The 24224-nt window shown below is 48.7% G+C and carries 25 protein-coding genes; 11 read left to right on the top strand and 14 right to left on the bottom strand.

What is annotated here, in order from left to right; translation table 11 throughout:
* Window position 1: 1 nt before the first annotated feature.
* The gene (locus F458_RS0100430) at window positions 2–526 is read left to right on the top strand and encodes a cob(I)yrinic acid a,c-diamide adenosyltransferase (protein ID WP_018981393.1); all 525 of its coding nucleotides are present in this window, start codon (window positions 2–4) and stop codon (window positions 524–526) included.
* On the opposite strand, the gene F458_RS0100425 is transcribed toward F458_RS0100430, so the two are convergent.
* The gene (locus F458_RS0100425) at window positions 523–1893 is read right to left on the bottom strand and encodes an SLC13 family permease (protein WP_018981392.1); all 1371 of its coding nucleotides are present in this window, start codon (window positions 1891–1893) and stop codon (window positions 523–525) included. The genes F458_RS0100430 and F458_RS0100425 overlap by 4 nt on opposite strands.
* Entirely contained in the window at window positions 1877–2872 is a 996-nt protein-coding gene (nagZ, locus tag F458_RS0100420; protein ID WP_018981391.1) for a beta-N-acetylhexosaminidase, read from the bottom strand. The genes F458_RS0100425 and nagZ overlap by 17 nt, the downstream gene beginning before the upstream one ends.
* 75 nt (window positions 2873–2947) lie before the next feature.
* Between nagZ and F458_RS0100415 the strand changes: the two genes are divergently transcribed.
* Window positions 2948–5251 (top strand): penicillin acylase family protein, encoded by a 2304-nt coding sequence (locus F458_RS0100415; protein WP_018981390.1) that lies wholly within the window; start codon window positions 2948–2950, stop codon window positions 5249–5251.
* On the top strand, window positions 5248–5727 hold the full coding sequence (gene ybaK, locus F458_RS0100410; RefSeq protein WP_018981389.1) for a Cys-tRNA(Pro) deacylase: 480 nt from the start codon (window positions 5248–5250) through the stop codon (window positions 5725–5727). The genes F458_RS0100415 and ybaK overlap by 4 nt, the downstream gene beginning before the upstream one ends.
* Here the strand turns inward: ybaK and F458_RS0100405 are convergent.
* A complete protein-coding gene (locus F458_RS0100405; protein ID WP_018981388.1) occupies window positions 5705–6097 on the bottom strand; it encodes a rhodanese-like domain-containing protein in 393 nt (130 codons plus the stop codon). The two genes, ybaK and F458_RS0100405, sit on opposite strands and share 23 nt — an antisense overlap.
* Before the next feature lie 10 nt (window positions 6098–6107).
* Window positions 6108–6869, bottom strand: a complete 762-nt coding sequence (locus F458_RS0100400; protein ID WP_169334817.1) for a sulfite exporter TauE/SafE family protein — start codon at window positions 6867–6869, stop codon at window positions 6108–6110.
* Between the two features lie 76 nt (window positions 6870–6945).
* On the opposite strand from F458_RS0100400, the gene F458_RS0100395 reads away from it, so the two are divergent.
* The 5 genes from F458_RS0100395 to cspE all read left to right on the top strand — a co-directional run bounded on the left by F458_RS0100395 (window position 6946) and on the right by cspE (window position 9840).
* The gene (locus F458_RS0100395) at window positions 6946–7809 is read left to right on the top strand and encodes an MBL fold metallo-hydrolase (protein WP_018981386.1); all 864 of its coding nucleotides are present in this window, start codon (window positions 6946–6948) and stop codon (window positions 7807–7809) included.
* On the top strand, window positions 7809–8225 hold the full coding sequence (locus F458_RS0100390) for a YeeE/YedE family protein (RefSeq protein ID WP_018981385.1): 417 nt from the start codon (window positions 7809–7811) through the stop codon (window positions 8223–8225). The genes F458_RS0100395 and F458_RS0100390 overlap by 1 nt, the downstream gene beginning before the upstream one ends.
* Before the next feature lie 9 nt (window positions 8226–8234).
* Window positions 8235–8654 (top strand): YeeE/YedE family protein, encoded by a 420-nt coding sequence (locus tag F458_RS0100385; RefSeq protein ID WP_018981384.1) that lies wholly within the window; start codon window positions 8235–8237, stop codon window positions 8652–8654.
* 4 nt (window positions 8655–8658) lie between these two features.
* Window positions 8659–8973 carry an ArsR/SmtB family transcription factor gene (locus F458_RS0100380; protein WP_018981383.1) on the top strand — a complete coding sequence of 105 codons (315 nt, stop codon included), beginning with the start codon at window positions 8659–8661 and terminating at the stop codon, window positions 8971–8973.
* Window positions 8974–9627: 654 nt separating this feature from the next.
* Complete coding sequence (cspE, locus tag F458_RS0100375; RefSeq protein ID WP_018981382.1) at window positions 9628–9840, top strand: transcription antiterminator/RNA stability regulator CspE; 213 nt, start codon at window positions 9628–9630, stop codon at window positions 9838–9840.
* A gap of 298 nt (window positions 9841–10138) precedes the next feature.
* Here cspE and F458_RS18810 read toward each other — a convergent pair whose 3' ends face one another.
* The 8 genes from F458_RS18810 to thrS all read right to left on the bottom strand — a co-directional run bounded on the left by F458_RS18810 (window position 10139) and on the right by thrS (window position 18090).
* Window positions 10139–10711 carry a hypothetical protein gene (locus F458_RS18810; protein WP_018981381.1) on the bottom strand — a complete coding sequence of 191 codons (573 nt, stop codon included), beginning with the start codon at window positions 10709–10711 and terminating at the stop codon, window positions 10139–10141.
* A 147-nt stretch (window positions 10712–10858) separates the two neighbouring features.
* Entirely contained in the window at window positions 10859–11158 is a 300-nt protein-coding gene (gene ihfA, locus F458_RS0100365) for an integration host factor subunit alpha (protein WP_018981380.1), read from the bottom strand.
* A gap of 3 nt (window positions 11159–11161) precedes the next feature.
* On the bottom strand, window positions 11162–13549 hold the full coding sequence (gene pheT / locus F458_RS0100360) for a phenylalanine--tRNA ligase subunit beta (RefSeq protein ID WP_018981379.1): 2388 nt from the start codon (window positions 13547–13549) through the stop codon (window positions 11162–11164).
* Between the two features lie 18 nt (window positions 13550–13567).
* Window positions 13568–14548 (bottom strand): phenylalanine--tRNA ligase subunit alpha, encoded by a 981-nt coding sequence (gene pheS, locus F458_RS0100355; RefSeq protein WP_018981378.1) that lies wholly within the window; start codon window positions 14546–14548, stop codon window positions 13568–13570.
* Between the two features lie 314 nt (window positions 14549–14862).
* A complete protein-coding gene (rplT, locus tag F458_RS0100350) occupies window positions 14863–15219 on the bottom strand; it encodes a 50S ribosomal protein L20 (protein ID WP_018981377.1) in 357 nt (118 codons plus the stop codon).
* Between the two features lie 17 nt (window positions 15220–15236).
* On the bottom strand, window positions 15237–15434 hold the full coding sequence (rpmI, locus tag F458_RS0100345; RefSeq protein ID WP_018981376.1) for a 50S ribosomal protein L35: 198 nt from the start codon (window positions 15432–15434) through the stop codon (window positions 15237–15239).
* 114 nt (window positions 15435–15548) lie between these two features.
* Entirely contained in the window at window positions 15549–16091 is a 543-nt protein-coding gene (infC, locus tag F458_RS0100340) for a translation initiation factor IF-3 (RefSeq protein WP_083928550.1), read from the bottom strand.
* Between the two features lie 82 nt (window positions 16092–16173).
* Window positions 16174–18090: a threonine--tRNA ligase gene (gene thrS / locus F458_RS0100335; protein WP_018981374.1), complete on the bottom strand. Its 1917-nt coding sequence runs from the start codon at window positions 18088–18090 to the stop codon at window positions 16174–16176.
* Window positions 18091–18369: 279 nt separating this feature from the next.
* On the opposite strand from thrS, the gene F458_RS0100330 reads away from it, so the two are divergent.
* From F458_RS0100330 to F458_RS18805, 3 genes are read left to right on the top strand one after another with little or no spacing between them, the layout of a single operon-like run.
* Window positions 18370–19272 carry a fructosamine kinase family protein gene (locus F458_RS0100330; protein ID WP_018981373.1) on the top strand — a complete coding sequence of 301 codons (903 nt, stop codon included), beginning with the start codon at window positions 18370–18372 and terminating at the stop codon, window positions 19270–19272.
* Window positions 19273–19287: 15 nt separating this feature from the next.
* Window positions 19288–20031 (top strand): pteridine reductase, encoded by a 744-nt coding sequence (locus F458_RS0100325; protein ID WP_018981372.1) that lies wholly within the window; start codon window positions 19288–19290, stop codon window positions 20029–20031.
* 52 nt (window positions 20032–20083) lie between these two features.
* On the top strand, window positions 20084–21043 hold the full coding sequence (locus F458_RS18805; protein ID WP_018981371.1) for a DUF3080 family protein: 960 nt from the start codon (window positions 20084–20086) through the stop codon (window positions 21041–21043).
* Here the strand turns inward: F458_RS18805 and F458_RS0100315 are convergent.
* Window positions 21040–22104 carry a mechanosensitive ion channel family protein gene (locus tag F458_RS0100315; RefSeq protein WP_018981370.1) on the bottom strand — a complete coding sequence of 355 codons (1065 nt, stop codon included), beginning with the start codon at window positions 22102–22104 and terminating at the stop codon, window positions 21040–21042. The two genes, F458_RS18805 and F458_RS0100315, sit on opposite strands and share 4 nt — an antisense overlap.
* A 97-nt stretch (window positions 22105–22201) precedes the next feature.
* Entirely contained in the window at window positions 22202–24082 is a 1881-nt protein-coding gene (locus F458_RS0100310; RefSeq protein ID WP_018981369.1) for a prolyl oligopeptidase family serine peptidase, read from the bottom strand.
* Window positions 24083–24224: the final 142 nt, after the last annotated feature.

Here is a 24224-nt window from a genome sequence, read left to right as displayed (position 1 = left end):
CGTGAAAATTTATACTCGTGGTGGTGATAAGGGCCAGACCCGCATTTATGCCGATAAGCCTGTCAGGGTGAATAAAGATGATGACATTCTGGCTACCTATGGCGATATTGACGAGCTGAATAGCCACGTAGGTGTGCTCATCAGTCTCTCGCCAGCCTGTGATGAAATACTGCAAACAATCCAACAACACCTGTTTCAGCTGGGTTATGCGATTTCCGCCACCTCCTCTTTGAGTGAACAGGATGTGAGTTTTATTGAACAGCAGATTGATAGCCTGACCGAAGAATTACCGGCGCAAACTCACTTCATTTTGCCCGGCGGTAGTCAGCCAGCGGCGCAGGCCCATGTCTGTCGGACAATATGCCGCCGCGCCGAGCGCACGTTGGTGCACTTAGCCTCTCATCACGATGTCACCCCTGCCGCGCTGGCATATATTAACCGGCTGTCGGATTACTTTTTTGTGCTGGCACGGTACCTCAATCAGCAGGCTGGAGTAACCGACGTTAGCGTACCCACGCGAAGCTAAAATCGCGTCAGGGCAACACCTGCGGTAACGATCACAGCCATTATCACATTCAGCACGGCCCCCTCTCGGGCCATTTGCTTTACGGTGAGCTCACCACTGCTATAGACAATGGTATTAGTAGGCGTAGCGACAGGCATCATAAATGCGCAACTGGCGCTGATTGCAGCGGGCATCATTAACACCAGAGGATCAACCTCAAGCGCTACCGCTGCACTGGCCAGAATAGGCATCAGTAACGTTGCCGTGGCGGTGTTAGAAGTGACTTCGGTAACAAAACTCACCACAAGGCAGAGGACAAAAATAACGCCTATTAGCGGAAAAACGCCGACCTGACTAAACGCTTCACCCAGTAACTGGCTTAATCCCGATTGTGTAAATGCACCAGCCAGGCAAATACCGCCGGCATACACCAACAGCAAGCCCCAGGGAATCTGAACCGCGGTGTCCCAGTCAAGTATCTGACCCGGTTTGTTGCGATTACCATCAGGGATCAGACACATCAGAATTACACCACCAATCGCAATGGTGCTGTCACCGACCTGTGGCATATTCAGCCAGCTTGTCCAGTAAGGCCTGAAAACCCACGCCAGCGCAATACAGCCAAAGGTGATCAGCACACGGCGCTCAGCGCTTTGCCACGCCCCCACCTCAGGTAACTGAATACTAGGCATGGGACCGGTGCTTCGCGTCAGCCACAGTGCCATAAGCGGAATACCAACCATTACAATTGGTATCGCGGTACTCATCCAGTTCAAAAAGCTAATTTGCTCACCCGTGGTTTGGGTATAAACGCTCATAAAAATAATATTGGGTGGTGTGCCTATAGGTGTCCCTATTCCTCCAACGCTGGCCGCATAGGCGATACCCAACAGCAGCGCCACCGCCAGGCGTGGTGACTGCATCGCATTTATTATCGCCATGGCAATCGGTAACAGCATCAGGGCCGTTGCTGTATTAGATATCCACATACTCAGTAATGCCGAGGTGAGCATAAAGGCAATGACCAGACGCCGTGCACTGCCGGCGCCTGTGAGTTTGATCATATATACCGCCAGACGCTTGTGCACACCCGATTTTTCTAATGACTTAGACAGCATAAAAGCGCCCATCAATAGAAGAATAACGTGGCTGCCAAGCGCACTGGCGGCGTCATTAAAACTCAGTACTCCTGCCATCGGAAAAGCGACAAAGGGAATCAAGGCAGTCAGCGCAATGGGCAGCGCCTCAGTGATCCATAACATGGCCACAAGAACTGTTAACGCCCCCGTCAGTGCCTGTTCACTGGTGAGTCCGCCCAGCGCTAAACCCTGCCATGAAATAACGCTGGCTGCGGCGCTCAGCACCACCCATTTATAGCTTATCTGCATAGCCGCTTAAAATCTGTTTTGCTTGCTGATAACGGGCGTGTGTGGCATGACCAGGCTTACGGTGATGCAATGCAGTCAATCTGCCATTCTCAGTGGTATATTGCTGCAAATTATCCAGAATATGCATCGCGCCCAACGGGTTATTACAAGCCAGTACCATGTCACACCCGGCTGCCAGCGCCGCCTTAGCCCGCTCGGTATAATTGCCGGCTACCGCAGCACCGTGCATGGATAAATCATCTGAAAATACCACCCCGTCGAAGGCCAGCGATTGGCGCAAAACATCCTGCAACCAGAACGACGAGAAGCCTGCTGGCTGAGTGTCTGCCTGAGTATAAATCACATGGGCCGGCATCACAGCATCAAGTAACGGCAGAAGTGCTTTGAAGGGTGCCATGTCAAGACTCTGGATGAGTTCCAGGGGCCTGTCATCCACGGGCAGAGCAATATGAGAGTCAGGCTCAACACTGCCATGACCGGGAAAATGTTTACCGGTGGCTGGCATCCCCTGGTAGTGCATGGCGCTGACAAGACTTTGAGCCAGTAACGTCACCGTTTCACAGTCACTGGAAAAGCCACGATCGCCGATAACAGCAGAAGCCCGGTCCAAGTCCAGCACGGGGCCAAAACTCAGATCAATATCCATCTGCTTAAGTTCATACGCGAGGATATGCCCACAGGCTTGCGCCAGTTCGGCAGACGCCGCTTTATCAGCGCTGATCCGGTGGATTTGCCCCATGGCGGGCAGCGTTGTGAAGCCCTGCCGAAAGCGCTGGACACGACCGCCTTCGTGGTCCACACCTATAAGCAGAGAACGACCCGCTGCATTACGAATAGCCTCAACAAGCGCACGCAACTGCTGTTTGTCATGATAATTCCGGCTGAATAGTATCACCCCACCCACCATGGGATGACGTAGTATTTCTTGTTCTTCTGCGCTTAGTTCGTACGATGCACAGTCGAGCATAAGTGGCCCCATGCAGACTCCTGATGGTTTATTCTTCAATTAACGCCTGATACCCGATAGGATAGAGAAAAACAAGGAGTAACTCACGTGCTAAATTGGATTAAATGGTTGTTTATCAGCCTCTTGATTTTAGGGCTGGTGGCGGGTAGCTCAGTATTTTTTGTGCTCAATCAAAGTTTACCTCAACTGGAAGGCACCATACAGGCCGATGGTTTGAGCGCAGAGGTCTCAGTAAGCAGAGATACCCTCGGCCAGGCTGTTATACATGCCGACTCACGCAGTGATGCGGTGTTCGCATTAGGGTTTGCACATGGTCAGGACCGTTTTTTCCAAATGGATTTACAACGACGGGCGGCGGCCGGCGAGTTATCACAATGGCTGGGTGAACGTGCCCTTGAAGTTGATAAGCGAGCCCGTTTTCATCAGTTTCGTAAGCGCGCTCAACTGATTTTAGCCGACCTTACGCAGGATCAGCGCAGTTTGCTCCAGCGTTATGCTGATGGCGTCAATCTGGCCCTGGAACGCGCTGCAAGTCGACCGTTTGAATACTGGATCACCTTTTTCGACCCCCAGCCCTGGACGCCTGAAGACAGTTTGCTGGTAGTATTCAGCATGTACATGGATTTGCAGTTGGGCCAGGTAAAGCTTGATCTGGCTCGTACCGGCGTTATCCGCCATTTTGGTCAGGAAATGCTGGCGTTTCTTAATTCACCTTCACAGTATCAGGCCGCATTGGATGGCAGTACACTGCCACCTTACACCAAAGCAATTCCTTCGTTAAGTGCCACCGCAACCGCAATGTGGGAAGGTCAAGCGCCGCCTGATATCGGCAGTAATAACTGGGCGGTAAGTAAGGCATTCACCGGCACGCAAAGTGCCATGCTGGCCAATGATATGCATTTGGGATTACGTGTCCCCATTATCTGGTACCGGGCCCAATTAAATTACGCCGTAACCGCGACGCGAGATAATTCCAGGGTACAGGTGACCGGCGTCACCCTGCCTGGGTTACCCGGGGTGGTGGTAGGCACCAATGGCAGTATCGCCTGGGGCTTCACGAATGCCAATCTGGATAATGTGGACTGGGTAGCGCTTGGCGAAGATGATAAAACCTGGCAGGTTAACGAACAGATACTGTTGCCCGACGACAGCTATAACCTTGCGCTGACCATGAGCGAGTATGGCCCGGTTCGAATCATCGATGGGCAGGCCTTCGCACTAAAATGGGTCGCCCATGAGCGCTTTGCGGTTAATTTAGATATCATGGATTTAGATACCGCCAGTACCACCGAAGAAGCACTTGATATCGCCAGAACCATCCGGATCCCCGTGCAAAACATGGTAATTGCAGATGCTGCCGGTAAAATTGCCTGGCGCCCTGCCGGTGCCGTCGTCGCCCGCCTCACCCCCAGCCCTGCAGCAATAGCTGCCGAAGCAGTCGATAAATCAGGCTGGCAACAGCCGGCTAACGATTTGCCGGTTTACCGCTCACCGGCGTATCCGCGTATCTGGACGGCCAATGCCCGGGTTATTTCAGCTCAGGAACTTGAGCGTTACGGTGATGGTGGCTATGCGCTGGGCGCCCGGGCCAGCCAGATTAAAGACCGTTTAATGGCAAAAGCGCGTTTTGATGAACAAGACTTCTATGCGATCCAGTTGGATAATGAAGCACGTTTTCTGTTGCCCTGGCACAAGCTACTGGTGAGTACTTTACAGCAGTCGCCGGCTGAATATGAGGAGGTACTAGAGGCTTTAGCTAACTGGCAAGCCTGTGCCTGTGCAGATTCAGTGGGCTACACGCTGGTTAAAGCATTTCGCGCCGACCTGATTAACCGCTTATTGTCCCCCGTATTTACCAGACTGGAAACCCATGGGTTTGAACCCGCCGGCTTATTGCGTCAGGTCGAGCCAGCCATCTGGCGACTGCTTAATGAGCAACCAGATAGCTGGCTTCCTGCAGGGGCTGACTCGTGGCAACAGCTTAGACAAACCACTTTTGATCAAACCCTGGCGCGACTGCTAAAAAGCGCCGGACCAGATGCTACCCTGGCATCGCTGAGCTGGGGTAATGTTAATGAGCTGCAAGTGAATCACCCTTTTTCTGCTACCCTTGAAATGTTCGCAGGCGCCTTAAATATGCCAGCGGTGCAAGGCTTTGGTGATACCTTTATGCCAGCAGTACAGAGCCCGTCGTTTGGGGCTTCTCAGCGCTTCTTTATACAACCAGGCCATCTGGAAAACGCTATTTTAACGCTGCCAGGCGGCCAGTCAGGACACCCACTTTCGTCTTTTTATCAAACAGGTTTTGCGGATTATGCGAATAACGAAAGTACACCACTCTTGCCAGGAAATATTACCAGCTCGCTGACCTTAACGCCGGAGTCGCAATGACGCCGGCTATTGCGTTACTGGAAAAACAGAATGTGCGCTTTTCGGTGCATGATTTTGGGCATCAGGCCAGCACCCGAGACTATGGCAAGGAAGCAGCCAGAAAACTTGAACTGTCACCAGATCTTATTTTTAAAACGCTGGTTACCCAACTTGCTGATGAGCGGGTAGTCATCGCACTGGTGCCTGTTTCGCGCCAACTTGATACTAAAAAGCTGGCCGCTAGCTTGCGGGTAAAAAAGGCCACAATGGCACCGCGCCAGGCTATTCAGCGTCTGACTGGCTATCTACCCGGTGCAGTGAGCCCACTGGCTCAGCGGCGGCGCTTTCCCACTATTATCGATATCTCTGCACGAGCATTGGACGTAGTATACATCAGTGCCGGCAAACGCGGCGTGGATATCTGTCTGACACTGGCCGATTTGGCGCAACTTACCAGCGCAAACATTGCCGATATTAGCACACATGTTCAGGCGTAACCGCAGTGCAGGACATACCTGCCTGCTGCCAGGCCTGAAAACCACCACGCAGTGAAAAGCAGCCTGTGACACCCATCGCCTGAAGGGAGTGCGCCGCTAATGCAGAACGTGCGCCTGATCGACAATACAAAAATACAGGCAAGGGATGCTCTGCATTGCTCTTTTGCCGGTCAAGCAGCATTTCAATTTTGCTTTCCAGGATCCCCCTGGGACAACAATACGCACCCGCGATGATCCCCGGCTGCCACTCATTCGGCTCGCGAATATCAATCAGTAAATGTGCAAGTTGCAGCTTTTGCGCCAGTGTATCTACATCAATCTCATTAATACTTGCGCAGGTATCGGTGACAAACTGTTGAAAAGACTTCATTGGATTTTCCCTAAAGCAGCTGAGTGAGCATGTCAATGCTTAGTACTGTCGCAATAATCAACAGACAAAAGGCAAACACGCGTCGGGTAACATTTACCGGAACACGGCCGGAGAGAAAGCGGCCAGCAATAACGCCAGCGATTCCCAGACTGCATAGCGTTATCAACACTGTGGATTGCCATTCAGCACTGCTATCAAATAATAAGAGAGTAAGCACAGCCATACTGGTGTTAGTGACGATCAGTGCCAGACTGGTTGCCGTAGCCTGGGCCATTGTCAGGCCGGCAAACATTACTAACGCCGGAACAATCAGAAAACCGCCCCCCACTCCCACCAGCCCGGTAAGTACGCCGGTGGCCAGACCTACGGCGAGCAGCCGTACCGGCCTGAGCTCGTCAGCGTCTGCAGACACAGAGGGTGTCATCATTTTATAAGCCGCCAATGTCATAAGAACAACTAATACAGAAACCTGCCAGTAAGAAGGTATAACCGCTCCGATCCAGGCGCCAAACGCTGCGCCTGGAATACTGGAGATCGCAAATAAGCTAAACACACGGGGTATCAACTGGCGCTGGCCGCGACGCAGATGGAAAAGTGTACCGGCCAGCGCTATAACACCGACAACAATTAATGAATGAGCTATAGCAGCTTTTTCTGTCATACCCACCACATAAATAAGCGCGGGAACAGTCAGTATCGCTCCCCCAGCCCCTAGTAAACCTAAACTCAGGCCAATTATCAGGCCGCTTATAATAGTTAATATTAACGTCACGCTTGCCAACCACACTCTTTATTTCGTATATTACGAATATACAATTTTATGCCAGACATTAGCAAGGATAAAAGTTATGATTCATGTCGAAACATTTTATGATGAGACCACCGGGACAGGCTCATATGTGATCCATGATAAAAGCGCGTTAAGAGCGGCTATCATCGATCCTGTACTACATTTCGATGTGAGTTCGGGGGCGGTATCCACTACTTTGGCTGATAAACAACTGGCCTACCTTCACAGCAACAATTTACACCTCGACTATATCTGTGACACCCATGCCCATGCTGATCATCTCAGCGCAGCAGCCTACCTGAAGCAGAAGACCACTGCACAAACAGTGATAAGTCAGGGTATAGGCGAGGTGCAGCAACGTTTTTCAGCGCAGTTTAACAAACCTGTGGTAAATGATTTATCAGCGCTTTACGATATTTTAGTAAAGGATGGCGATTCACTTTATCTGGGCGATGAGCGTCTGCTGGTTATGGCCACACCCGGCCACACATCAGACAGTGTCAGTTATATTGCCGGCAATAATATTTTTGTGGGTGACACGTTATTTATGCCTGATGTAGGCACTGCACGCTGCGACTTCCCGGGTGGCGATGCAGCGCAGTTATACCGCAGCATTTTACGTATTCACGAGCTTGATGATAATACTGTTATCTGGGTCTGCCACGATTATCCGCCTGATAATCGACCAGTGAAATTGCACACTACCGTGGGTAACAGCCGTCGCAAAAATATTCATGTTAATCAGAATATGAACGAAAACGACTTTATTCGGGTACGCACAAGGCGGGATGCAACGCTGGCCACACCTAAATTGCTTTACCCATCGTTGCAGGTAAATTTATGGGGGGCGTTATTACCTGAGGCAGAAGATAACGGCAACCGCTATATAAAAATTCCGCTTACAACAAAAGGAGTGTTTTGATGCAAACTAGTATGTTCGTACAGGCTTTTATCGGCGGCATGCTGATTGGCACCGGAGCAATATTGCTGATGCTTTTCAATGGCCGAATCGCCGGTATTTCCGGCATAACCGCCTCAGCGTTTACCACCAGAATGGCTGAAGGTGGCTGGCGCTGGGCGTTTTTAACGGGTCTGATCATCGCGCCTTTACTAACCGCGCAGGCGGGTTTTACACTGCCTGAAAAAATCCCCGGTAGTCTTCTCACCTTAACGCTGGCAGGCGTTCTGGTAGGAGCTGGAACACGTCTGGGCTCTGGATGCACCAGTGGGCACGGTATCTGCGGACTCTCCCGACTGTCATTTCGCTCGCTGATTGCGACTTTTATTTTCATGGCGTCGGCCGTAGTGACCGTGTCGCTTGTCAGATATGTCTTTTAAGGAAAACACATGAAACAGATGATAACTGCGTTGATAGCCGGGCTAGTCTTTGGCGCCGGACTCACTATCTCTACCATGGTAGATCCTCTGAAAGTATTGGCTTTTCTGGATATTTTTGGTAACTGGGACCCTACATTGGCCTTTGTCATGGGTGGTGCGCTGACCGTATACCTGCCCATATACCAGTTTTACGTCCGTCGGGCGCAACGCACGCTGTTTAATGAACCATGTCACCTGCCTCAGAAAAAGAAACTTGACGGCCCTTTACTCTTAGGCGCGGTATTGTTTGGCGTAGGCTGGGGCCTTAGCGGGATTTGTCCTGGTCCGGGTCTCGCTAACCTGTCACAAGGCTCAACCGAAATATTAGTGTTCATCGTTGCTTTATTGATTGGTATGATTAGTGTCAATCGGGCAAAACGAGCACAGTAATCTTATGAATCTGAATGAAATGGCGGGCAACGCTGAGCATGCCGCTGAATTACTACGGGCTATGGCCAATAAAAACCGGCTAATGCTGTTATGTTTACTCAACGACGGCGAGCGCTCGGTTACCCAGCTTAATGCTATTATTCAGATACCTCAGTCCAGTTTATCTCAACAACTGGGCGTCTTGCGCAAGGAAGGATTAGTCAACACCCGGCGAGACGCTCAGACAATTTATTATTCGCTGGCCAGCGCAGAGGTGAGAGCAATTATTCAAACATTGTATAATCTCTACTGTGCCCCCGAGGAGATTGGACAGTTTTGATTCAATGCCCTTCTGGCATCGAATTATCTGTGACTGACTGCACAATCTTTTTAACAAAGTCAGTACGTTTTCCGGCGATATGCCTGAGGCAAGCGATTAACAGGCATAGACCACCTCTGAGGCCGGTTTCTATACCCTCGCAATGTCGCGGTGGGTTGGATACTCGCAGTTGTTTAATCAAACGCTTATAGGTCAAAACAATAATTGCCCCCCCGACTCGCACCGCCTCTCAGATGACTTTAGACTCTCAGTCCACACCATATGCGTCTGCACATAGCGTTTAGTCGGAATCTGCAACGCGATATCTTAATTGCCATATCATTTGTCCTACTTAGCCAGTGAAAGGTTGCTCTGGCTCAAATAAGGCACTGAAACTACAGGTCAAAACTAACGTTAATGGTGAAAATTAAAGTGGGCTGTTTTGAGAATATTTATTTCATATTCACTTTTTTTTAAAAAAACGCTGGACAGCCTGCCTGATTCGCTGTACTCTTTCCTGGCTTTAGATATTAAAGCACTTTACTACTACTGCACGGTTTTTCTCTATTCCCCTTTTTTAAAAGACGGCTTTAGATTTACATATGCGTTACTAGCTAAGTTCTATCTATTGCACGAATTATTTTTTAAAAATCTTAAATTAAAAAAGGTGACATCATGTCTAATCAAGAAACTGGTACAGTAAAGTGGTTCAACGAAGATAAAGGTTTCGGTTTTATCACTCCAGAAAATGGCGGCAAAGACGTTTTCGTACATTTCCGTTCAATTGTTTCTGATGGCTTCAAAACCCTTTCAGAAGGTCAAACTGTTTCTTTTGTTGTTGAGCAAGGTCAAAAAGGCCCTCAGGCAAGTAACGTAACTGTTGCATAATTGCCCCGCTTAAAGCATTCTAAAAGCCGGGTTTAACCCGGCTTTTTCTATTCTACCGCAATATCGAGTAATTTTATTAAAACAGAAAGTTCATTTCTGGCTACACCACCTATCTTTGACATCTCGGTCAATAAATACAATGTAGCCTATTCAGATAACACCAATCGCCACTTTATTTCATTCACCGATAATCAACAGACAAAACTTTTTTTAAACTGGTTATTGTCACTTTAATTATAGTAACGACAGTCTGTGCTCCCTCACCACTGGCTAACGTTACTCACTCTCAGTTGGGCGATTACCTGCCCGCATCATCCAGAACCTTACCATCATTTTGACGCGACTGATATCGCTGCTGCCAGAGTTCCCGGGCCGCCTGCTGATGCTGTTGGGTAACTGACTTACCTTCTGCCAATGTCAGCGCAATCTGCTCAATTATTGCATCTCGCTTATCAATGATCGCGTCAGCTTTGGCAAACAGACTTTTTGCCTCTGGATACTGTTTCTTTAAATCTGCAATCGGCTGAAGTGCAGCGTAGCGTTTTTCAAAACCTTCATTAAACAGCTCACGCCGGGCATTGAAAACAACATAATCTTTAGCTTGTTCAGAGGTAAGATAATCAAGATCAGGCTTGCTTAAACCAGCCTCCTCGCCGACATTCTGGCCTTTTTCCAGCCATTCCATCACTTCATCAGGCTCTTCGTTTTTTATCGCCTGTTTGACACCGGCAGACAAATCACTGGCATTGAGAATATCCATAACGGTGATAACTGGCACCGGTTTGTCACTGGCTGATTCGTCAGAAAGCCATGCCAGATAACCAACAATACCAATGATAACAACAGTCAGCGTAATGAATATTTTTTTCATAATTCCTTCTTATGCCAATAGAGTAAGCGTCTACATCAAAATCGCGGCCAACCCTAGCGGTTTGTCATAGGGATGTAAAGCAGACAAAAAAAGCGGCCGGGGTGACACTGGCCGCTTTTCTAAACACTATTATGTGTGAAAGACAAACTACTCAGAGGGTGGTTTGGAGTTTTCCACCCTGCTTTTCAGCTTCTGACCAGGACGGAAGGTAACAACCCGCCGCGCCTTGATGGGAATGTCCTCACCGGTTTTTGGATTGCGTCCCGGCCGTTCATTTTTATCACGAAGATCAAAGTTACCAAAACCGGACAATTTCACTTGTTCACCAGATTCCAGGGCCTCTTTAACTTCCTCAAAGAAGGCCTCCACTAAATCCTTAGCGTCTTTTTTATTGATACCCAGTTTTTCGAATAAGTGTTCAGCCATTTCGGCTTTGGTCAATGCCATAGTTTACTCTCTTAACGCTGCCCCGAACTCGGTTTGTAGCTCTTTTACCACGGTATCTACCGCAGCCTGAATTTCTGCTTCTTCCAGAGTCTTCTCCGGATTCTGCAGAATAAGAGACAGAGCCAGACTCTTGCTTCCCGGCGCTATACCCTTACCTTTATATACGTCGAACAAGTTTAGGCCAACTAATTGATTTGCGCCAACTTTTTCTATGTGAGAAAGAATAGCACCCACAGAAACGTCATCCTTCACTGTTATTGCTATATCTCTACGGTTTGCAGGGTACTTTGAGATCGCTTTTGCTACAGGTAATTGCCTGTTAGACAACATGTTAAGGTTCAGCTCGAACAAAAACGGGCGTCCATTAACGCCAGTAACTTTGGCAAATTGCGGGTGCAGCGCGCCAACCCAGCCTATTGATTCATTATCCAATAAAATCTGTGCACTCATGCCTGGGTGCAGTGCGCTATGCTCGGCGGCGCGAAAGCTAACCTGCCCCGCTTTTGCAGTTAATGCCAGTAGTGCTTCCACGTCCCCTTTTGCATCATAAAAGTCCACAGCTTCATCACTACTCTGCCAGCTTTCTGCTTCTCGCCGACCCAGCAATAAACCGCCGATAACAGGCGTTTGTGCCACACCATTCTCCGCGCCTTCTTCAGGGACAAAACGTAAACCAGTTTCGAATAGTCGAATGCGCGATTGTTGGCGTTTCTGATTGTAGGCCGCCGCCTGCAATAATCCTGGCCAGAGACTAACCCGCATCACCGACATATCTGAAGCAATCGGATGGGGTAATACCATCCCTTTGACCTCAGGAAACAGACTGTCCTGTATCTTTGGATCGACAAAGGAATAGGTAATTGCTTCTGAATACCCGCGACCAATTAACAGTGACTTGAATACATTTGCATGAATACTGCTTTCCCGGGCCGGTAACATGGAAAGTGCGGCGGTAGGCGCAATATTCGGAATATTGTTATAGCCGTATACGCGGGCGACCTCCTCAATGAGATCTTCTTCAATGGCAATATCAAAGCGGTAACTGGGTACTTCGGCCTGCCAGCGGTCTTCAAGCTCTGTTACTCTAAGACCTAACCGTGTCAGCATCCGGGTCACGATTTCATCGTCAATTTGCACACCCAGCACACGTGCCAGACGGGTTTTGCGTAGCACCACCGTTCTGACTTCGGGTAAATGCTTTTCACTGACAGCTTCAACGACCGGACCAGGTTCACCACCACAAATATCAATAATCAGTGCCGTAGCGCGTTCCATAGCATCGCGCTGAAGCTGCGGATCAACCCCTCTTTCGTAACGATGTGAGGCATCTGTGTGCAAGCCATACTGGCGTGCCCGCCCCATGATGGCCTCGCGGGAGAAAAAAGCGCTTTCCAGTAAGATATCTGAGGTTGCCTCTGTTACGCCGGAATGCAGTCCACCAAATATACCTGCCATGGCCAGGGGCTTTTTATCATCAGCAATAACCAGTGTATCTGACTTAAGTTCCGCGGTAGTTTCATCCAACAATGTTAATGTTTCGTTCTCTTTGGCAAACCGCACATGAATGCCACCTTCGATACTTTTTAAGTCAAAGGCGTGCAGTGGCTGACCCAGCTCAAGTAAAACATAATTTGTCACATCGACTATGGGATCAATACTGCGAATGCCACTTCGCCGAAGTTTTTCCTGTAACCATAGTGGCGTGTGAGCCTTAACATTAACATTGCGTAGTACCCGCCCCACATATCGAGGGCAGGCGGCAGGAGCGTCCAGAGTAATCTCCGGCTTGTCTTCTATCTGCTCTGCTACAGGCTCTACTACGGGCTCGACCACATCGAGATTATTGAGCACTCCCACTTCCCGGGCAATCCCTCGAATACCAAGACAGTCAGCACGATTGGGGGTCAGATCCACATCAAAGCTTTTATCATCCAAACGCAGATAATCACGTAGACTCTGACCGACGGGTGCATCAGCAGGAAGCTCCATGATCCCATCATGATCTTCACTGATACCCAACTCTGAAAAGCTGCACAGCATGCCAAATGACGGCTCGCCACGTAGCTTCGCTTTCTTAATTTTAAAATCACCCGGCAACACAGCGCCAACAGTCGCTACCGCCACCTTGATACCCTGACGACAGTTTGGTGCGCCACATACAATATCAAGCAACTCATCACCGCCTACATCGATTTTAGTCACGCGCAACTTATCGGCATTTGGGTGCTGACCACATTCGACCACTTCCCCCACCACAACGCCACTGAAATCACCGGCCACTGCGGCTACATCGTCAACCTCCAGCCCTGCCATGCTGAGTTGTTCAGACAAGGCATGAGAGGATAATGCCGGGTTAACCCATTCTCTTAACCAACTTTCACTGAATTTCATAATTTTCTCTGCCCTGCCTTAATTGAATTGTTTCAGAAAACGAAGATCGTTTTCAAAGAAGGAGCGAAGGTCGGTAACGCCATAACGAAGCATCGTCAGTCGTTCCACACCCATTCCAAAGGCAAAACCAGTATATTCTTCAGGATCGATATTTACCGCTTTCAGCACGTTGGGATGGACCATTCCGCAACCCAGTACTTCCAGCCATTGCCCATTTTTACCCATTACATCCACCTCGGCTGAAGGCTCGGTAAAAGGAAAATAAGACGGTCTGAAACGTACTTCCAGTGACTCTTCAAAAAAGTGATGCAGAAAGTCATGCAAAATGCCTTTAAGCTCTGTAAAGCTGACATTTTTATCAACCATCAGCCCCTCAACCTGATGAAACATCGGTGTATGAGTTTGATCGTAATCGTTGCGGTAGACGCGACCGGGCGAAATAATTCGCAGAGGCGGCTTTTCTACTTCCATAGTGCGAATTTGAACGCCAGACGTTTGTGTACGCAGCATCACATCCGGATTAAAATAGAAGGTATCATGATCGGCTCGTGCCGGATGATTCGCAGGTATATTCAAAGCATCGAAATTGTGGAAGCTATCCTCGACCTCAGGACCGGTTTTCGTGGCGAACCCAAGTTCCCCAAAAAATGCTTCAATACGGGCAATAGTGCGGCTTACCGGATGAATAGTCCCTGGTTGTTCACCCCGGCCAGGTAACGTGACATCAATGGCCTCTTCTGTCAGCTTTTTATTCATTTCTTCGCTGCGCAGGGCTTCGCCTTTTGCAGCAATAGCCTGGGCAATGGTTTGTTTAGCCTGATTGATTTTTTGCCCGGCGGCAGGCCGTTCTTCGGCGGATAACTTACCCAGGCCTTTTAACTGCTCGGTCAGTTTACCTTTCTTACCCATGAACTCGACTCTAACCTGATCGAGTGTGGCTGCGTCTTGGGCAGCATCAATCTGACTCTGCGCCTGACTGATAATCGCTTCAAGTTCCATGATTTCCTCAACGTGGCGATTGACGGGAAACTCTGTCACAGTGCCAGAGTGCGTCTGAACTTTAAAAGGCTATAGTCTACACGAGTGACAAAAGTTATCGCTACCCTAACGGGCTGATAAATCCGGCATTTACACAAATAAATGTGTCTAATGCCAACTGTGAAGGTGTGAACGCAGATAATTGAGATAGTTAGGCGCTGACCGGAACGATAAAACAACGGTAACGCAATTAAATGAATAGGGGGAAACGAAAAACGGCGAGCATCCTGCTCGCCGTTTTCCGAAAGAACTTAAACTTAATTTAGTTTAAAAAATTAAGCTAATGCGCCTTTAGCCGCTTCGACTAATGCGCTAAATGCTACCTTGTCATGTACAGCGATGTCGGCAAGGATCTTACGATCAATTTCGACAGACGCTTTCTTCAGACCGTTAATGAAACGGCTGTAAGACATGCCATTTTGACGAGCCGCAGCATTGATACGTGCAATCCACAGTTGGCGGAATTGACGTTTACGCTGACGACGGTCACGGTATGCATATTGACCAGCTTTTGTTACTGCCTGTACAGCTACACGATATACGCGCGAACGAGCACCGTAATAACCTTTAGCCTGTTTTAAAACTTTCTTGTGACGTGCACGTGCGATTGTGCCGCGTTTTACTCTAGCCATTATTCAGTCTCCTCGTCTTAAACGTAAGGCAACATGCGCTGAACCAATTTGGTATCTGCGTCATGAACCAGTTTTTTGCCACGTAAATGGCGTTTACGCTTAGTACTCTTCTTGGTCAGAATGTGACGCAAGTGAGACTGTTTGCTTTTAAAGCGGCCTGAGCCCGTTTTTTTAAAACGCTTGGCGGCACCACTGTTTGATTTCATTTTAGGCATTGCTAAAACTCCGCATTGTTTAATATCGGCTACTTTGGTGTGCAGTCACCATTTGGCCGGTTACGTTGTGCAGCAAGGTGTTTTGGGGTGCAGATTCCCAAAAACTTTAGACCATTACTGCTTCTTAGTTGGGGCAAGAACCATGATCATTTGACGGCCCTCTACCCGACGAGGGAAAGACTCACAATTGGCAACGTCTTCTAGATCGGTACGAATCCGATTCAGCAGCTCAATACCAATTTCCTGGTGGGCCATTTCACGTCCGCGGAAGCGAATCGTAACTTTAGCCTTATCACCACTTTCCAGAAAGCGACGCAGGTTGCGCAGTTTTACCTGGTAATCGCCTTCATCAGTGCCAGGGCGGAATTTAACCTCCTTGACCTGAATTTGCTTTTGCTTTTTCTTTTGCTCTTTCTGAGCTTTACTTTTTTCAAAGAGGAACTTGCCATAGTCCATAACTTTACAGACTGGCGGCTCGGCATTCGGACTAATTTCTACAAGATCCAGGCTTGCTTCAGCAGCTGTTTGCATGGCTTCGTCTAGCGTAACCACACCTACCTGTTCACCTTCTTTGCCGATAAGTCTTACTTCTCTGGCGTTGATTTCATCATTTATGCGGGCTTTTGCGCCCTGAGCCTTATTGTTAGCGCCTTTAATGTGCTATTCCTCCAAAAATTAAATCTTTATGCCTGCCGGCTTTGTCAGTTCCTGGCAGGCAACTCTTAATAACCTCACGATATTATTTTATCGTTTTTTGCGCAACTTCCTGTTTCGCTAATTCCACAAACGCGTTCAGGCTCATCGTGCCCAAATCTTCGCCGCGTCTGGAGCGAACTGCTACTTCGCCAGCTTCAACTTCTTTATCGCCGACAACCAACATATAAGGAATACGCTTTAAGGTATGCTCGCGGATTTTAAAGCCTATCTTCTCATTTCTCAAGTCAGACTTTGCTCTAAACCCAAATTCTTGCAATTTTTTGACAGTTTCAGTGACATAATCAGCCTGATTGTCAGTAATATTTAATACGACCATCTGTTGTGGTGCCAGCCACAATGGAAAATAGCCAGCGTATTCTTCAGTAAGAATACCGATAAACCGCTCTAACGAGCCAAGAATCGCGCGGTGAATCATGACCGGGACTTTACGCTCACCATCTTCGGCGACATAGGTAGAGCCCAGACGACCTGGCATTGAAAAGTCCAGCTGCACAGTACCACACTGCCAGGCACGATCCAGACAGTCGTGCAAAGTAAATTCTATTTTCGGCCCGTAAAAAGCCCCTTCACCTGGCTGGTAGGCAAAGTCAATATTATTTGACTTAAGCGCTTCGGCCAGCGCAGCTTCGGTTTTATCCCAGATATCATCAGAGCCTACCCGCTTTTCTGGCCGAGTTGAAAGCTTCACCGCTACTTTATCAAAACCGAATGCAGCATAGGTTTCATAGACCATCTTAATACAGCCACTCACCTCTTCAAGGATCTGCTCTTCGGTACAAAAAATATGGGCGTCGTCCTGGGTGAATCCACGTACACGCATCAACCCATGCAGTGCGCCAGACGGCTCGTTGCGGTGACAGCAGCCAAATTCCGCCATACGCAGGGGCAAATCACGATAGGATTTAAGCCCCTGGTTAAAGATTTGCACATGGCCCGGACAATTCATGGGTTTGATTGCGTATTCGCGTTTTTCCGACTCTGTGGTAAACATGTTTTCAGCATATTTATCCCAGTGACCGGATTTTTCCCACAACGAACGGTCCATCATCATAGGGCCTTTCACTTCCCCGTAATCGTACTGGCGAAGCTTTTCACGCACATAGGATTCCAGCTCTGTGTAAATTGACCAGCCATCGTTGTGCCAGAACACCATACCAGGAGCTTCTTCCTGCCAGTGAAATAAATCCAGTGTTTTACCAATTTTGCGATGGTCCCGCTTTTCCGCTTCTTCCAAGCGCTGCAGGTAGGCTTTAAGCTGTTTTTTGTCCGCCCACGCGGTGCCGTAAATACGCTGCAACATTTTGTTGTCACTGTCGCCGCGCCAGTAAGCGCCCGCCACTTTCATAAGCTTCAGATGATGGCAGAATTTCATGGTCGGCACATGTGGGCCACGACACATATCTACATATTCTTGGTGGTGATAAAGGCCTGGATGATCATCCTTGCTGATATTCTGATCCAGAATTTCAACCTTATAAGGTTCACCACGTTCTTCAAATGTCGCTTTTGCTTGCTGCCAGTTAACTTTTTTCTTGACCACATCATAATTGGTCTTCGCCAGCTCCAGCATTCGCTTTTCCAGCTTTAGTAAATCATCCTGGCTTAATGAGTGTGCCATATCGACATCGTAATAAAAGCCATTGTCGATAACCGGTCCAATGGCCATTTTTGCATCGGGCCACAATTGCTTAATGGCATGCCCCAACAGGTGAGCACAGCTGTGACGGATAATCTCCAGACCATCTTCGTCTTTCGCAGTAATAATTTGCAGCTGCGCATCATGTTCGATGACATCGACGGCATCGACCAGCTCACCGTTGACTTTACCAGCGATAGTCGCCTTAGCCAGACCAGGGCCGATATCGTTAGCGACATCCATTACCGAAACAGGGTTATCGAAAGCACGCTGGCTTCCATCAGGAAGAGTAATTACAGGCATTTTAATTCCTTTACAGTGGTGACACCTACTCTGTGCCACTTGCGGTTATCTGAGTGTGTGGGTTGTTGGTTATCCCAACAGCGGACAAGACATGCTCTGATGCCAAAACGCTGGAAATTATAACGGCTTACCTGTGTCATGCAATGCTTTAAGACAAGCAAATGAAAACAAGGGTGAATAAACAGACTAATTACTATCCTGTGGATCAAAAATTAAGCGGCAGGCGTAACCACTGAAATATCACTCACCCGCCGGTATTGGCTAAGGATACACCCTTTAATGACACTACGGTCTTCTTTACCATCTCAGGTATGCGTAGCAATCTGTGAGCATATCAGCGAGGTCACCGGAACCCGCTTCAACACTCCCCGCACCCGCCCGGTTTCCGGTGGTGACTCTCACTCAGCCTGTCTGTTGGAAAATGATACTGCGCGATATTTTGTCAAAATTCGCCAGGATCAGGGGCCGTACCAGCTTGTGCACGAGGCAGATGGGAACCATGCTATCCAGAATACTGTAAGTATACGCTGTCCAACCGTCATTTGTCGGGGAACGACCACGAATCCCGACTACGAATATCTTGTGTTGGAGTACATTCAGTTTATCCGGCCTGAACCGGCAAGCTGGGAACAGTTTGCCGATGACCTGGCGCATTTTCATCAGAGCGCGCCGGGCTCCCAATACGGTTGGCCCGACGACAATTATATTGGTTTGAGCCCGCAGCTGAACACCCAACATTCGTGCTGGGCCGAGTTTTTTGCCCAATATCGTATTGGCGCCATGTTAAATAAGCTTGATGCAAAGGGAGATTCGCTCACCGACACGCCTCGGTTTATCGAAAACGTTGCGCTTATACTTGCGGATTATCAGCCCGAACCGGCTATGCTGCATGGTGACCTGTGGTCAGGCAATATTGGTTTTAGTCCGGACGGGCCGGTTATCTTCGATCCGGCGGTATATGTGGGCGACCGTGAAACAGATATTGCCATGACGCGTATGTTTGGCAGCCTCCCTGACCATTTTTATAAGCGTTACTACACGCATTATCCGCCAGCGGATGGCTATCGGACGCGCAGCAGACTCTATCAGCTTTATCATTTACTTAATCATGCCCTATTATTTGGCGGCCACTACCTGCAAGCGTCGAAATCTGCCATTATAGATTTACAAAAAGAGTTGTAATCTAAAGGAGTTACCATGACAGGTTCTGTGGCGCTGGTCACCGGTGGTGCCAGACGAATTGGTGCACATTTGGTTAAAAGTTTACACCAGCGTGGCTGGCGCGTGATTATTCATTTTCATGAATCTGACGATGAGGCGCTGGAGCTTTGTCAGGCGCTTAACAAAGTTCGTCCGGCATCTGCCGCGCAGGTTCAGGGCAACTTATGCAACCTGAACGATATTCGCAAAATTGCCAGCAAGGCGCTGGATGCTTTTGGTCAGGTTGATGTGCTTATTAATAATGCATCATCGTTCTTTCCGACGCCAATTGGAGATATCGACAACACCCAGTGGGACTTACTGATGGGCAGCAATGTCAAAGGTGCATTATTCCTTAGTCAGGCGCTACATGACACGTTAAAGGAACAGAAGGGGTTGATTCTGAATCTGGTTGATATGCACATTGACAGACCCTTGCCAAACCATTCGGTTTATTGCGCAGCAAAGTCTGCTCTGGCCTCTGTGACCCGTTCGCTGGCCGGTGAGCTGGCGCCATCAGTACGGGTAAACGGTATTGCACCTGGCGCAATTTTGTGGCCCGAACGCACCATGTCAGAAGCAGAGAAAAATGCGCTGCTTGCCAGTATTCCGCTGAACAAACTGGGCAGCCCAGAAGTCATTGCTCATGCCATGCATTATCTGCTTGAGGCCAGCTATGTAACCGGTCAAATTTTATATGTGGATGGCGGCCGCAGTATCGCCTCAAATGCCAGTGCCTGAACAACGTTTCATCTGTGTAATTGGCACACTTCTGCTATTGTTAGGCGGATGCATGAAAGCCGATGTGCGTGACGATTTGTCGGAATATCGCACCCGTGTGGCCCGGGTTTTGGATACCTCTTTGCCGCCAGTACCTGAACCGCAGGCATTGCGATATCCTGACGCAAAGCAGATGTATAATGATGTGGCGTCGTTTAACGTAAACTTAAGGGATTTTTATCGATTGCAGGAGTGCGAACTGGGCACGCTGGTCGCCGAGCGAAACACTGCACTGGGTAAAACCGCCCACCCTTCACAGCGTTATATTTACGAAATTGAGCTGCTCAACCAGTTACAACGCTGTAGCCAGTATGTAGACGATCCGGCTTTAAAACAGCAACTTCAACAGTGGCGTGCGGCTAAACAAGCTCAGCGCCCGGCGCTATGGGCTAATCTGGTACAGACAAGTCAGGAAACCCGGGCCGCATTTGGACGCAGCACCACGCTATTAACAGTTGATGGCAACCCAGATGCCGGTGCGGCTATCTCTGCATTAATGTTTATCGACGCCATCGCAACAGGTGAGGCAATTGACCTCAGTGGCCTGGAAAACGAACTTAGCGTACTGGATTCTTCGCGCTTACCTGCCAAAATATGGCGAACCCAACGATTTATCACCTCGTACCTTAATTCCATGAGCAGCGCCTTAGAAACGTTACTGCCGCAGTTATCCTGCCCGGCCGGAAAAGCCTCCGAGCAGGTAAAGATTTTACGTAATGTGTTTTATCTGTTTTTTATAGAAAATATTCAGCCCGTAGGCAGTAAGCTCAACCAGTATCACTACCAGATGCTACCGGTTTGGCAACGCTGGCAGCAGCATCCTGCCTTGTCAGCGAAGTTCAAAGCTTATTTACAAACCCAGTCTGATCAAGCATTCAATCGGTATCAACAGGCGATCCGGGATCATGTTGCCTTATGGCAAACATTGTTCGCACGCTGTAATTTATCGCCCCAGGCCCCTGTCACCAATTAAAGAATATTTTCGCCGCCCTCAGGGTCCCTGGCTTTAGCCGCCTGACGGCGAATTTCCTGCGTCTCACTGCTGACATCTTCGTCATGGGAATCTGAGCGTTTTTTTATATCCGCCATCGCGTGATGTTGCATTGATTGTTTTTCCTCAGAAGGCGTTGACCGTTGTGACCCGGACTGATCAGTAATCACTGGCACACCCTGTGGGAAAATGATTTCACGCGCATCATCAGGCATACTAATACCTGCGCTATCAAATGTTTCCACCAGCCGGCGCATAAGTACCGACGCCATTTTCAGTACACTGGTTCTTTCCACATCGATCCAGAAATAGACCTTGAGATTTAACGTGGCAGAACCCAGCGCGTCAATGAGGATCTGCGGTTCAGGCTCGTCAAGCACTTCCTCCTGCTCCTGCAACACCTGCATTGCAAGCTGCTGCGCGTGACGGGCATTGGCATCATAGCCGATGCCGATTACAAACTGACCACGCATATTCGGATTGGCGGTAAGGTTTTTGATAACGCCTTTATACACGGTCGAATTGGGGATCTGAATATGGTTACCGTCAAAATCCACCATTGTTGTGGCGCGTGCGGTGACTTTCTGAATGACGCCCAGGTAATTATCAATTTCAACGACATCACCAATTCGAAAGGGACGCTGCACTGTCAGCAACAGGCTGGAAATGAAATTCTCAGCGATATCCCTGAATGCGAATCCGAGAATGATTCCCAACACACCCGTACCACTGATAATTGCAACAGCGAATTCGGTCAGTCCGGCCAGCTTTAAAAACAAATAAGCGCCAAGCAAGATAATCAGAATACTAATGGTTCGCTTCGACACTGAACGTATCAGCGGGCTTTGGGTGAGATGACCAAATGGCCGTAGTACAAATGATGCAACCGGACCTGATACCGCAAACATTGCTAACAGTATCAGTAACCCCAGACCGATGGTCGGCAAACGTACTACTATATCTTCCCATAACTGTACTATCGGCGAAATAGCGTTCACCGAGGCACTGCCCTGAAGTGAACCGAGAAAAAACGCTGAAGCCACATTGAGCTCCTGGTAAATAAAAACTTTATAGCGATACGCTGTACACGGGCGTAAAGCTCAGACACTGTTTAAGCATTGAAAAAGTAACGTAAGGTAATTAGCGATTTTCGGATAATAAATGTTGCTGCAAAAAGGCTATAATACGCTGCTGTAAGATAATCTGGTTGCGTGTCTGGTTCAGCCCGTGGCCTTCGTTGGCAAAGACCACATACTCTACAGTAGTGCCTTGTGTGTTTAACGCTGCGACAAAGTCATCGGTTTGAGTTTGGGGTACGTAAGGGTCTTTTTCGCCCTGCGCAATAAGCACCGGAACCTGAAATCGTTCTGCATGAAAAACCGGAGAGATCGCTTCCAGCCTTTGGGAGTTGCGCTCAGGTTCACCAAACTCACTGCTCAGGTAGGCGTGGTAGTCGGGCAACCACGAAGGCACAGACTGTAAGAATGTAAGCCAATTAGTGACGCCGAACGCATTAATTCCTGCACGAAAAACATCGGACTGCATCAGCGAGGAAAGCGCAAGAAAACCGCCATAATTGTGTCCGGCTACCGCGATGTTGTTTGCCTGAACCCATGGCAAACCGGCTATAAACCGACCACCACTGATAATATCACGTGTATCGGTGACCCCCTGCTGGTTATCATTTACCTGGCGAAACTGGCGGCCAAAGCCTGCTGAACCACGGTAATTTACTGCCAGCACGGCATACCCGCTCGCTACAAGATGCTGTATATGCGGGTGATAGTTGGTCGCAAAATAGTTATCAAATCCGCTATGGGCATAGACTACCGCAGGGACCGGAGCCTCAGACGACGCCGCCGGTGGTCGGTATAATCGTGCCGGAATCTTAAGTCCATCAAAGCCAAAATAGAACACCTCCTGTGAGCTTACCGCAGTGATTGGTTCTCCGGTAGAAAATAACTGCTCACTATTTTGATGGTTATCGAAAATAACCGGCGTTGGGACATGGCGATCATCGGCCTGCAGCACAATCCAGCGTCCAGAAGCAGCGAGAAAGCGCGGACGCCAACTGTTTCGGTCACCAGCGGTGGTAAATAGTTTTTGCTTTTTCTGATTGAATACGGTGACATACTGACGTCCGTCTATAATATGTTCGGCTGCCATAGTTTGGTTTTTGCCGAATCTAACCGCAGTAACATTTCCTTCCACAGGCAGGAAGTCGGTCACATTATCATTGTGCAATTCCCACAGATAAGATTGTTGATACGGAGTATTATCATCACTGGTAAATACCAGTGCTTCGCTATCCGGCGTAAATGTGAGCGGAGTGTACCAACCATTATCACCTTGCGCATTACCTCGCCATCTGATCACTGGCTCAGCGTACGTGACATCAGCCACATAAATCAGATGATGATTATTTGAAATAACTTTTTTACCTGCCACATAGCGACCGTCGGGACTGACAGCGGACACATTAAGCTTCATCGGATTTTCAAAAATTGTGACAGAAGCAAAATTATCCGTTCGATACCGCTGAACTTTTACTCCGTCGGCGCCAGCGTAAGACAACGCCAGGAAAAGATCTCTTCTGGTAGCACTAAAGCCTAAAAAACGCGCATGAACCTGCCGTCCGGGTGTAAGGTCGATAATATGCCCATTGATGCTAGCTTTAATGTGCGTGCCCCCGTCTGCAGCAGTAGCGGAAAATAAATAACGATACTGCCCGGCTCGGCTGCCAGGTAAAAATTCTATTGCCTGGCGGGCAATCCCGTCTGCGTGACTCAGCCTGGCAAACGCTTCGTTATCTGATTCATACACGAAGACTGCCGCTGGTTTTCCCGGGCGTGTTCTGGTCATAAGCACACTGTCGCTCTTCGTATCAGTGGATATATCACTGATTATCGAATGGGCAAAAAAAGGCGCAACAGGAATATCTTTGGCACCGGAAAGCCCCCGGGTCTGACAGCCGGAAATGAGGCTGGTGAAAACAATTAAGACGAGAAAACAGAACTTCATGCCACACCCGGAGTCACAACAAAATATGCATACAGTGGTTACTGTAAAGAAACGGGCGTGGATTGAATTTAAATAGCGGGTGTTAGACTAAACCTCATACCTACGGGTGACGTAATAAATAAGCAACAACAAAGTTGACTAA

The organism is Salinimonas chungwhensis DSM 16280, from assembly GCF_000378185.1.
Lineage (GTDB): Bacteria > Pseudomonadota > Gammaproteobacteria > Enterobacterales > Alteromonadaceae > Alteromonas > Alteromonas chungwhensis.
This window is presented reverse-complemented; position numbering and strand designations above follow the sequence as displayed.

What these genes read in the sequence shown, in the direction of transcription:
- cspE (WP_018981382.1), top strand. Translation starts at nt 9,628, where the DNA reads ATGTCTAATCAAGAAACTGGTACAGTAAAGTGGTTCAACGAAGATAAA.
- F458_RS0100390 (WP_018981385.1), top strand. Translation starts at nt 7,809, where the DNA reads ATGCAAACTAGTATGTTCGTACAGGCTTTTATCGGCGGCATGCTGATT.
- F458_RS18805 (WP_018981371.1), top strand. Translation starts at nt 20,084, where the DNA reads ATGAAAGCCGATGTGCGTGACGATTTGTCGGAATATCGCACCCGTGTG.
- pheS (WP_018981378.1), bottom strand. Translation starts at nt 14,548, where the DNA reads ATGGAACTTGAAGCGATTATCAGTCAGGCGCAGAGTCAGATTGATGCT.
- F458_RS0100325 (WP_018981372.1), top strand. Translation starts at nt 19,288, where the DNA reads ATGACAGGTTCTGTGGCGCTGGTCACCGGTGGTGCCAGACGAATTGGT.
- F458_RS0100380 (WP_018981383.1), top strand. Translation starts at nt 8,659, where the DNA reads ATGAATCTGAATGAAATGGCGGGCAACGCTGAGCATGCCGCTGAATTA.
- ybaK (WP_018981389.1), top strand. Translation starts at nt 5,248, where the DNA reads ATGACGCCGGCTATTGCGTTACTGGAAAAACAGAATGTGCGCTTTTCG.
- F458_RS0100425 (WP_018981392.1), bottom strand. Translation starts at nt 1,893, where the DNA reads ATGCAGATAAGCTATAAATGGGTGGTGCTGAGCGCCGCAGCCAGCGTT.
- pheT (WP_018981379.1), bottom strand. Translation starts at nt 13,549, where the DNA reads ATGAAATTCAGTGAAAGTTGGTTAAGAGAATGGGTTAACCCGGCATTA.
- F458_RS0100405 (WP_018981388.1), bottom strand. Translation starts at nt 6,097, where the DNA reads ATGAAGTCTTTTCAACAGTTTGTCACCGATACCTGCGCAAGTATTAAT.
- nagZ (WP_018981391.1), bottom strand. Translation starts at nt 2,872, where the DNA reads ATGGGGCCACTTATGCTCGACTGTGCATCGTACGAACTAAGCGCAGAA.
- F458_RS0100310 (WP_018981369.1), bottom strand. Translation starts at nt 24,082, where the DNA reads ATGAAGTTCTGTTTTCTCGTCTTAATTGTTTTCACCAGCCTCATTTCC.
- F458_RS0100395 (WP_018981386.1), top strand. Translation starts at nt 6,946, where the DNA reads ATGATTCATGTCGAAACATTTTATGATGAGACCACCGGGACAGGCTCA.
- F458_RS18810 (WP_018981381.1), bottom strand. Translation starts at nt 10,711, where the DNA reads ATGAAAAAAATATTCATTACGCTGACTGTTGTTATCATTGGTATTGTT.
- rplT (WP_018981377.1), bottom strand. Translation starts at nt 15,219, where the DNA reads ATGGCTAGAGTAAAACGCGGCACAATCGCACGTGCACGTCACAAGAAA.
- thrS (WP_018981374.1), bottom strand. Translation starts at nt 18,090, where the DNA reads ATGCCTGTAATTACTCTTCCTGATGGAAGCCAGCGTGCTTTCGATAAC.
- F458_RS0100330 (WP_018981373.1), top strand. Translation starts at nt 18,370, where the DNA reads ATGACACTACGGTCTTCTTTACCATCTCAGGTATGCGTAGCAATCTGT.
- F458_RS0100385 (WP_018981384.1), top strand. Translation starts at nt 8,235, where the DNA reads ATGAAACAGATGATAACTGCGTTGATAGCCGGGCTAGTCTTTGGCGCC.
- ihfA (WP_018981380.1), bottom strand. Translation starts at nt 11,158, where the DNA reads ATGGCATTGACCAAAGCCGAAATGGCTGAACACTTATTCGAAAAACTG.
- rpmI (WP_018981376.1), bottom strand. Translation starts at nt 15,434, where the DNA reads ATGCCTAAAATGAAATCAAACAGTGGTGCCGCCAAGCGTTTTAAAAAA.